The sequence below is a fragment of the Candidatus Binatus sp. genome (assembly GCF_030646925.1).
Lineage (GTDB): Bacteria > Desulfobacterota > Binatia > Binatales > Binataceae > Binatus.
The window spans coordinates 1-8,635 of record NZ_JAUSKL010000022.1; the positions used below are offsets into that span (position 1 = coordinate 1).

The 8,635-nt window shown below is 57.8% G+C and carries 6 protein-coding genes; 5 read left to right on the plus strand and 1 reads right to left on the minus strand.

The window, feature by feature from the left end:
• The 3 genes from Q7S58_RS02805 to Q7S58_RS02815 all read left to right on the plus strand — a co-directional run.
• On the plus strand, positions 1-1,093 hold a 1,093-nt coding region (locus Q7S58_RS02805; RefSeq protein ID WP_304820586.1), incomplete at its 5' end, for a terminase large subunit domain-containing protein.
• A gap of 112 nt (positions 1,094-1,205) precedes the next feature.
• Positions 1,206-2,609: a DNA methyltransferase gene (locus tag Q7S58_RS02810; RefSeq protein WP_304820587.1), complete on the plus strand. Its 1,404-nt coding sequence runs from the start codon at positions 1,206-1,208 to the stop codon at positions 2,607-2,609.
• The gene (locus Q7S58_RS02815) at positions 2,576-3,049 is read left to right on the plus strand and encodes a DUF5681 domain-containing protein (RefSeq protein WP_304820588.1); all 474 of its coding nucleotides are present in this window, start codon (positions 2,576-2,578) and stop codon (positions 3,047-3,049) included. Before Q7S58_RS02810 ends, Q7S58_RS02815 begins: the two co-directional genes overlap by 34 nt.
• 258 nt (positions 3,050-3,307) lie before the next feature.
• Here Q7S58_RS02815 and Q7S58_RS02820 read toward each other — a convergent pair whose 3' ends face one another.
• Positions 3,308-4,468, minus strand: coding sequence for a hypothetical protein (locus Q7S58_RS02820; RefSeq protein WP_304820589.1), 1,161 nt, complete (start codon positions 4,466-4,468; stop codon positions 3,308-3,310).
• A 788-nt stretch (positions 4,469-5,256) separates the two neighbouring features.
• Here Q7S58_RS02820 and Q7S58_RS02825 point away from each other — a divergent pair.
• Together Q7S58_RS02825 and Q7S58_RS02830 are read left to right on the plus strand one after the other, a co-directional pair.
• Complete coding sequence (locus tag Q7S58_RS02825; protein WP_304820590.1) at positions 5,257-6,621, plus strand: alpha/beta hydrolase domain-containing protein; 1,365 nt, start codon at positions 5,257-5,259, stop codon at positions 6,619-6,621.
• Between the two features lie 88 nt (positions 6,622-6,709).
• Positions 6,710-8,533, plus strand: a complete 1,824-nt coding sequence (locus tag Q7S58_RS02830) for an NAD(P)/FAD-dependent oxidoreductase (RefSeq protein WP_304820591.1) — start codon at positions 6,710-6,712, stop codon at positions 8,531-8,533.
• Positions 8,534-8,635: the final 102 nt, after the last annotated feature.

The following is an 8,635-nucleotide window of genomic DNA, read 5'->3' on the forward strand; positions in this document are numbered from 1 at the left end:
CGAAGCGATGGAGGAAGGGATCAGGCCGTGGTGCGCGAGCTATGGCGCCGCCGTGGAAGCTCTCGAATACGACTTCGAGGGTAGTTCCGGGATCTCTTACAAAGCCCATGAAGTGCGATTCAGGCACGGCTCGCGGATCACCGCGCTCCCATCTAATCCTGACACCGCTCGTGGCTTCACGGCCAACGTGGTGCTCGACGAGTTCGCGATTCACCGCGACTCCCGCAAGATCTGGTGGGCATTGTTCCCGGCCGTCTCGCGCGGTGATCTGAAGCTTCGTGTCCTGTCCACGCCGAGAGGCAAGGACAACATGTTTTACGAGCTGATGACCGCGGAACATTCTGTGTGGTCGCGCCATACGACCGACATCCACCAGGCGGTCGCTCAAGGACTCGAACGCAATATTGAAGAGCTCCAGGCCGCGGTTTGCGACGACGATCTCTGGGCGCAGGAGTACGAGCTCAAATGGCTTGATGAGGCGTCCGCGTGGTTGACCTACGAGTTGATCACCGCATGCGAAGATCCCGAGGCCGGCAAACCAGAGAAATACCAGGGCGGGTTCTGTTTCATCGGCAACGACATCGCGGCTCGCAATGACCTGTGGGTCGCCTGGGTATGGGAGCTGGTGGGCGACGTGCTCTGGACGCGTGAGGTTCGCGTGCTCCGGCGCGCGACCTTCGCCGAACAGGACGCAGTGATGGCGGAACTGATGGGGCACTACCGAGTAAGCCGGCTTTCGATGGACCAAACCGGCATGGGAGAGAAGCCGGTCGAGGATGCGAAGCGGCGTTATTCCGGAAGAGTCGAGGGCGTGATTTTCACACCGCAAGCGAAGCTCGCGGTCGCGAGCCTGGGCAAGGCGGGGTTCGAGGATCGCCGAGTTCGCATCCCGGCCGGCGACTTGGCTCTCCGCGGAGATCTGCACAAGCCCAAGAAGGTGGTTGGACCGACCGGAATCCCGCGACTCATCGCGGAGAGCGACGGCGCCGGCCACGCAGACCGCTTCTGGGCGGCGATGCTCGGTGTTGCAGCCGCGGATCCGGGAAAGTCTCCGCCGCCGGAGATCTTCTTACCAAGGGATGACGGCTGGTAGACGCCGGCGCGTGGTGGTGAAGGGCAAACGCGTTGAACGCGGATCCTACCGTTCATGAGCGTTCCGGTTGAACCAATGTGGTGGGAATCGGCGGGGAGGAGATGAGGGGACGATGAGGAATAGCCGAGCACGGATACATCAAAACCCGAGTGGCGCCGACGTTGAGAGCGACCAAATCAAGGTAAGTTACCTGCCGATTGCTCAACTCGTACTCAACGCTCGAAACCCACGATTTCATAGTCCCCGTCAGATCCGTCAGATCGCGCGCAGCATCGAGGCCTTCGGCTTCAACGTTCCTGTGCTCATCGACTCGAAGCGCGAGGTTATCGCGGGCCATGGTCGCGTCCTGGCGTGCAAGCTTCTCGGCCGGACCGAAGTACCGACTATCAGCCTGCAACACCTGAGCGACGCTCAGGCCAAAGCCTTCATGATCGCCGACAACCGACTGACCGAGAATTCCGTCTGGGACGATCGGCTGCTCGCCGAACAGCTAAAGGAGTTGTCGGTTCTCGACCTCGACTTCAGCCTGGAAGCGACAGGCTTCGAGATGGGAGAGATCGATCTGCGGATCGAAGGACTCGATTCCCCGAATGAAGCTGACGAAGCCGATGATTTGTCCGAGCTACCCGCCGGACCGCCGGTCACCCGCCTCGGAGACCTGTGGTTGCTCGGCGAACACCGCGTCTATTGCGGGAGTGCGCTCGATGCTCAAGCCTACGCTGCGCTCATGGGTGCCGAGAGGGCGGATCTCGTATTCACCGACCCGCCATATAACGTTCCGATCGCCGGGAACGTGAGCGGACTCGGCACGGTCCGCCATCGCGAGTTCAAGATGGCGTCGGGCGAGATGAGCGAAGCCGAATTCACCAACTTCCTGACGCAAGCGCTTTCGCTTCTCGCCAGGTATACGGCCCGAGGCTCGCTGCACTTCGTCTGCATGGACTGGCGACACATGGAGGAACTCCTCACTGCTGGCCGAGTGGCTTATACCGAGCTCAAGAACCTCTGCGTATGGGCCAAGGACAAGGGCGGTATGGGCTCGCTCTACCGCAGTCAGCACGAACTGGTGTTCGTGTTCAAGAATGGAGAGGTTGCACACCGCAACAATGTGATGCTGGGCGTGTACGGCCGCAATCGCTGCAACTTGTGGCAGTATCCGTGCGCGACTTCGTTCTCGCGCTCTGGTGACGAAGGCAATCTACTGGCGTCACATCCGACCGTGAAGCCCGTCGCGCTGGTAGCCGACGCGATCATGGATGCGAGCGCGCGCCGCAGCATCGTGCTGGACGGGTTTCTGGGCAGCGGCACCACCGTGATCGCGGCTGAGCGCACCGGAAGGCGCTGCTTTGGACTCGAGCTCGATCCGCTCTACGTCGACACCATCGTCCGCCGCTGGCAGACGTTCACGCGCAACGATGCGCGCCATGCCTCGAGTGGGAAGTCATTTGCTGAACTTGAGATTGAAGTGAGGAGGAGGAAGGGATGCGGAAAAAGAAAAGTGGCACATACAAAGTAGGTTACGGCAAGCCGCCGCAGGGTACGCAGTTTAAAAAAGGTCAATCGGGCAATCCCAAGGGCAGGCCGCGCCGCTCAAAGAACGTTGCCACGGTGGCCCAGGACGCGCTCTTCGCCCTGGTGAAAGTGAATGAAAACGGCCGGCGGCGGCGGGTCTCCAAAATAGAGGTGGGATTTACACAGCTGGCAAACCGAATCGCCAAAGGCGATCTGGCCGCAATCCGGCTGCTGCTTACCATTCCCGGCGTGCAGAAAGATTTGGTCGAATTCAGGAGTTCTCGTCCGCTCACTCCGGAAGCCTGGGAGCGCGTCGTGAGTCTCGTTCGCGGAGATCTGAATCCGGAAGACGAGGGTAAGAAGGGGCCCAAAGGCAGACGACGTCAGCCGGATATTTCCGAGGTGGCCAGCCGCTTGAAGGGAGCGCTCAAGAATCGACGCTGACCCCACCAGAATCTCGGCGACGCGCACACAGAGATCTTCCCGCGGGTTAATCGGTTACCGTCGCGCCCAAGGTAACGCGCGAAGTGAGGGGTCTCGACCGTTCAAGTCCGCCCCTCTCCGCCACCGAGTCCTTATCTCTGTGGACCTTCCCCTCGAATCCCCGAAATAGCATCGAGAATCCAAAGACCGCCTTTGATGTTCTGTAGTAACCGACGCCGCCTGCGGTGGCGTCAGGCGGGCGAGCGGGCGCGCCGGGGCTTAGATCACGCGTCCTGCAACAAAACTGTTGACGATGTTGTCGTAGGTTTCGTCTGGAACGACAAAGAAGTTAAACAGCGTGAACAGTGGGGCGCAGATCGCTTTTACGAGTTCAGTCAGCCTACCCTCGATCTCCGCTTGCGATGCGGTCAGAGTAGGTGATGATTCGTCCACGGAACACGAATAGTCATTCTCGACTTCCAGACGACTGAATCCCGCCCAAGCCAAGGTACGCCCCTTTAGACCTCCATGACGAATAACGATTGCGAACGTCTGTGTGGGTGGCAATCCAAGGTTTGAATATAAGCGACCGCAATAAAGGATGGCTTCGGTGACTTGAACGATTCGGGTATTGATAAAGAGTTGGTCCTGCTCCGGCCGTTTATCATCTTCAAAAAGATCTCTCAAAAGATAAAAGTCGCCATTCCTTCGCAGACTCCAGTAGTCGTATGAGCCTCCACCGCCCGTCAATATCTCCGCCACGATCCCTTCAGCCGTAGGACGAGGGCGGTACTCTGCTTTCGTCATTACGACGCCGATGGGCCATCCGAAGGTTCTGATTACGGACTTGGATGCTGCATCCAGAAGTTGTTGCTGGCCGACATCGAGTCTGGAACGTACAAGCGAAACCTTCAACTCCATGAAGCCTTTCTTGCCGTATTCGACAAAGCTTTTCTTGGCTTCGTCTATCTGTTTCTTAAACCATTCCGAGCTCCATGAAGGTGCGGAATCCTGTGACATTGGCGGAGCGAGGATCGCCTGCCGTCGCCGTATCTTTTTTTCGAGTTCAACCCGGAACGTGTCCAGAGCGTCCGGCCTCCAGAACAAGACGTCATATCCGCTGAGATCGAAGTGAAGTTTTGGTCCACCCGGCCTTCGGTCTGGGTAGTCCGGCATATGATCTTCGCGGGCGGTCAAAATCAGGTTTCTGAACTTACCGACCCCCATTGCGCACCCTACTTCCAAGTAACAATTAGGCCGTTCGTTCGTGAGGTCAGCTATGATGATTTCGGACGATTCAATAAATCTGATGATTTCACTTTTCAACAGCCCGCCCTCATTATGCTTATCAACCCGCTTGGCATCGAGATCGCACGCATTCAAGGCTGGAACGATCGCCTTCTCGCAGAGCGTGTCTAGAGCAGCATTGCCAATTTGCATAATTATAAACGCTAATCCCATTCTAGCCCCTCTATCGCCTATTCTATCGATGCGAAATCGATTGCGCCATCACACATCGCGGGTTCACGTCCGTTTGTTAACAGGATGACTCGCAACCTGATAGTCTCGTATCTATGGCGACCACGCCGCCTGCTTGCACGCTATTACCACAGTAATCACGTCGCGAATCGATAGGATAGTTGTGATCAACGACGTCATTCGGTCTCGCTCCGGCCCCTGTCATCGACCTGAGTAAATCTACTTCTTAACCTTCGTCTTCACGGTCCGTGCCGATGATCCGTAGCGCTTACTGAAACATTTGCGACATCGGCGATCGCGCCGCTTGATAAAGCTAGGGGCCAAGTCATTGCTCCCGCAATAGCGGCAGACGAGCTTGTCCGATGTCGAACTTCTGGTTGAGTTCGCCGTCGGACGTTGTCTCTTAGGTTTTTTTGAAGTTCCTTTCTTATCGACCTTCTTAGTTTCAGCACGCACCGCGTTCGGCTGACCACTCTTGGAGGGTACAGAGCGTTCGGTTAAGACTTCGGTCCTGCTTCCATCTGTCAATTTCGAGCTATCCATTCGCTGTATTTCTCCTAAGCCATATCGGCTCGCAACGGATGTTTGCCAAATTGCCTTCAATACCTTAAATGCATCTGTGCCGACCTTGTTTGATAATCGCAACCAAACAGGTTCATGGTTGCAGCGCGCCAGGATTTCTCGCGGGGATTGAATAAACCGCTTGCGCCGCCGCCGCATCGCCAGGCGGCGTCATTGGAGGACGCAACATGAGTACGATAACAGGGCCGATCTCGGGTGGCGCTCACGGATGGCCGTTTGGAGGCTATTTCGGCGAGATGGGGCTGCGCGGCTATCTCGAGGAAGAATTTTTCCTTGCGGGCACTGCAAAACGATATAAGCCTGTCGGTACGCACGGTAACGACGGCAAGTGGGCGGTGGAAGGGGCGGGCGAAGGGCCCTTCAAAACGCGCATCCTGGTAAAGCGGCCGAAGGACCCCGCCAAATTCAACGGAACCGTGGTCGTCGAGTGGGCGAACGTCACAATAGGTCACGAACTCATTATTGCCGATCTGCCGGGCATCTATGACGGCTTTGCCCATGTTTCCGTATCCGCGCAGTTCGTCGGTCTCCACGGATTCGAGGAGAACCCGATGGGACTGGTGGCATGGGACAAGGAAAGATATGGATCACTTTCCCATCCCGGAGATTCGTATTCATACGATATCTTCTCGCAGGCGGGACGCGCGGTGGGACGGGACCGCGAGCGCAGCGGAGTCGATCCGATCGGCGGTCTCAAGGTGCGGGATCTGATCGCCACCGGCGCCTCGCAATCGGGAGCGCGCATCCTCGCATACATAAATGCGATCGCGCCAAAAGAGCGCGTGTTCGACGCCCTCATGCCGCTCATCATAGGCGGGATGGCTTCCGGCTTTGACGACACGATTCTCGACCCAATTAAGATCTTTGCGATGCCTCCGGGAGAGCTTGCGAAGCTGATGCGGCCCTCTACCAAAATTCGGAACGATCTCAAAATTCCGGTGATGCTGGTTAATTCGGAAAGCGAGACATTGGGCTGCTTTCCATGCCGGCAGCCTGACACTGATATATTCCGGTTCTGGGAAGTCGCCGGCTCGTCTCACGCACCGCAGGGGATGACAGAAATCATGGACCAGAAGACCAAGCGCGACGGTGTCTACTTGAATCAGTTCGAGGGGGTCAGTCCCAGCATCGTGATGTGGAGTCCTGCGGCTGATGCGGCGATCGCGCACGTCAAACGGTGGATCGAGGGCGGCGCACTGCCGCCCACGCAACCGATGATCGCCGTGTCCGGAAATCCGCCCGCAATTGAACGCGACGGCCATGGCATCGCCAAGGGAGGCGTGCGCCTGCCCGATGTGGAGGCGCCGATCGGCTGCAATACCGGTTACAACGCAGGGGCGGGTCTCGAGGCGCTGGTGGGATCCACGCAGCCATTCTCGCCTGAAAGGCTCAAGGGGCTCTACCAAAGCCACGAGGCTTATGTGACGAAGGTAACGGCGGCGGCGAAGGCAGCCCGCGATGCTGGAGTCATCCTGCCCGAAGCTGAGAGCGACTACATCCAAAAGGCTAAAGCTTCAGAGATCCTGGAGTGACGGGATCGACCTAGTTCGATTAAGGCAACTTAGATTCGCATGGCGTTCTGCTGATCTCGACGAAGACGACGCTCGAAGGAGACGACAAATGGGAAGGGCTGATCAGATACCCGACCGCGGGATGGAATTTGACCCGAGCGCTCTACGCGAAAAGTACCGGCAGGAGCGCGACAAGCGCCTACGGCAAAACGGCAACAAGCAATATATCGATACCGCAGGACAATTCGCGCGCTACTCTGAGGTCGATCCTTATGTAGAGCCCGGATTCAACCGCGAGCCGCTGACCGACGAAGTCGAGGTCGCGATCATCGGTGGCGGTTTCTGCGGCCTGCTGGCTGGTGCTCGACTGCGAGAAGCGGGCGTCGAAGGCCTCCGCATCATCGAAGCGGGCGGTGACTTCGGCGGTACCTGGTACTGGAACCGTTATCCCGGCTGCCAATGCGACGTCGAGTCGTATATCTACCTCCCGCTCATCGAAGAGTTGGGGTACATGCCGAAAGAGAAGTACGCCTACGCCAAGGAGATCTTCGAACACTCGCAGCGCATCGCGAAGGCCTACGGTCTTTACGACGACACCTGTTTCCAGACGCGGGTGACGGAGATGCGCTGGGACGGATCAATCAAGCGCTGGATCATTCGTACCAACCGCAATGATGCTATGAAGGCGCGATTCGTGATCTCGGCTGTGGGCGGCGTCAGCAAGGCCAAGCTTCCCGGCGTCCCCGGCATCGAGACATTCGAAGGCCACAGCTTTCATACCACTCGGTGGGACTACGACTATACGGGCGGCGACACCACCGGCAATCTGCACAAGCTGGGGGATAAGCGCGTTGCGATCATCGGCACCGGTGCGACCGCCATCCAATGCGTGCCGTATGTCGGCAAATACGCCAAGCAGACCTACGTCTTCCAGCGGACTCCGTCGTTCGTAGATCTTCGTCGCAACCAGCCGACGGATCCCAAATGGGCAGAGACGCTTAAGCCCGGCTGGCAACGGGAGCGTGCGGAGAACTTCGCCGAAATCCTCTCGGGCCGGCCCGTCGCCGAGGATCTAGTCAATGACGGATGGACGGACATCTTTCGCAACAACATCGCGTCGGGATTCGTGCTGAGTTCCGAGAGGGCACAGGCGGCACCGGAAGACCTAGCCTTGCGCGCCGAGCTGGCGGACTTTCAGAAGATGAACTCAATTCGGGCGCGAGTGGACCAGATTGTCGAGAACAAGGAGGTCGCTGAGGCTTTGAAGCCGTGGTATCGTGTGTTTTGCAAGCGCCCGACCTTCAATGACGAGTATCTACCGACCTTCAATCGGCCGAACGTGACTTTGATCGATGTCAGTGAGGCCAAGGGTATTGAACGAATCACGAGTAAGGGCATCGTGGCTAACGGCGTCGAATACGAGGTCGATTGCATCATCTACGCCACCGGTTTCGACATCGGCAGCTTCATTCGAACCGCTCGCTTCGAGGTGTACGGGCGCGATGGCCGGGTTCTTTCCGATTACTATAAAGACGGTCTACGTACCTTGCATGGTCACTCGACCAGCGGCTTCCCAAGCTGGTTCTTTATTGGCGTTGGGCAGAACGCCTTGTCGGCGAACATGACCTCGATGTTTGACGATCAGGCCCGGCACGTTGCTTACATCATTAAAGAAGTGCGAAATCGCGGTGCGGTCGCGGTGGAAGCGACGCCGGAAGCCGAGCAGGCGTGGGTAGAGACGATTCGCGGCCTCGTAGCGAGCAGCAAGGACTTCCTGTCCGCCTGCACGCCCGGCTACTACAACAACGAAGGCGACACCTCCTCCATCGGAATCTTCGACCAGATCTACACGCCCGGCATAAACCAGTTCAACGCTCTACTGGCCGAATGGCGTAAGAAGGGCGACCTAGAAGGGATGCAATTGCACAAATAACGGAAATCGGCGCGCTATTGGATGAGGGCGAGAAGGAACTCGGATGAGTCTGCACGGATTTCGCGTTCATAGAAGTCGCCCAAATTTACGCGGGTCCGTACC

Bases quoted from the DNA above. Each gene is read 5' to 3' on its own strand.
- Q7S58_RS02810 (WP_304820587.1), top strand. From the start codon at position 1,206: ATGAGGAATAGCCGAGCACGGATACATCAAAACCCGAGTGGCGCCGAC.
- Q7S58_RS02815 (WP_304820588.1), top strand. From the start codon at position 2,576: ATGCGGAAAAAGAAAAGTGGCACATACAAAGTAGGTTACGGCAAGCCG.
- Q7S58_RS02820 (WP_304820589.1), bottom strand. From the start codon at position 4,468: ATGCAAATTGGCAATGCTGCTCTAGACACGCTCTGCGAGAAGGCGATC.
- Q7S58_RS02825 (WP_304820590.1), top strand. From the start codon at position 5,257: ATGAGTACGATAACAGGGCCGATCTCGGGTGGCGCTCACGGATGGCCG.
- Q7S58_RS02830 (WP_304820591.1), top strand. From the start codon at position 6,710: ATGGGAAGGGCTGATCAGATACCCGACCGCGGGATGGAATTTGACCCG.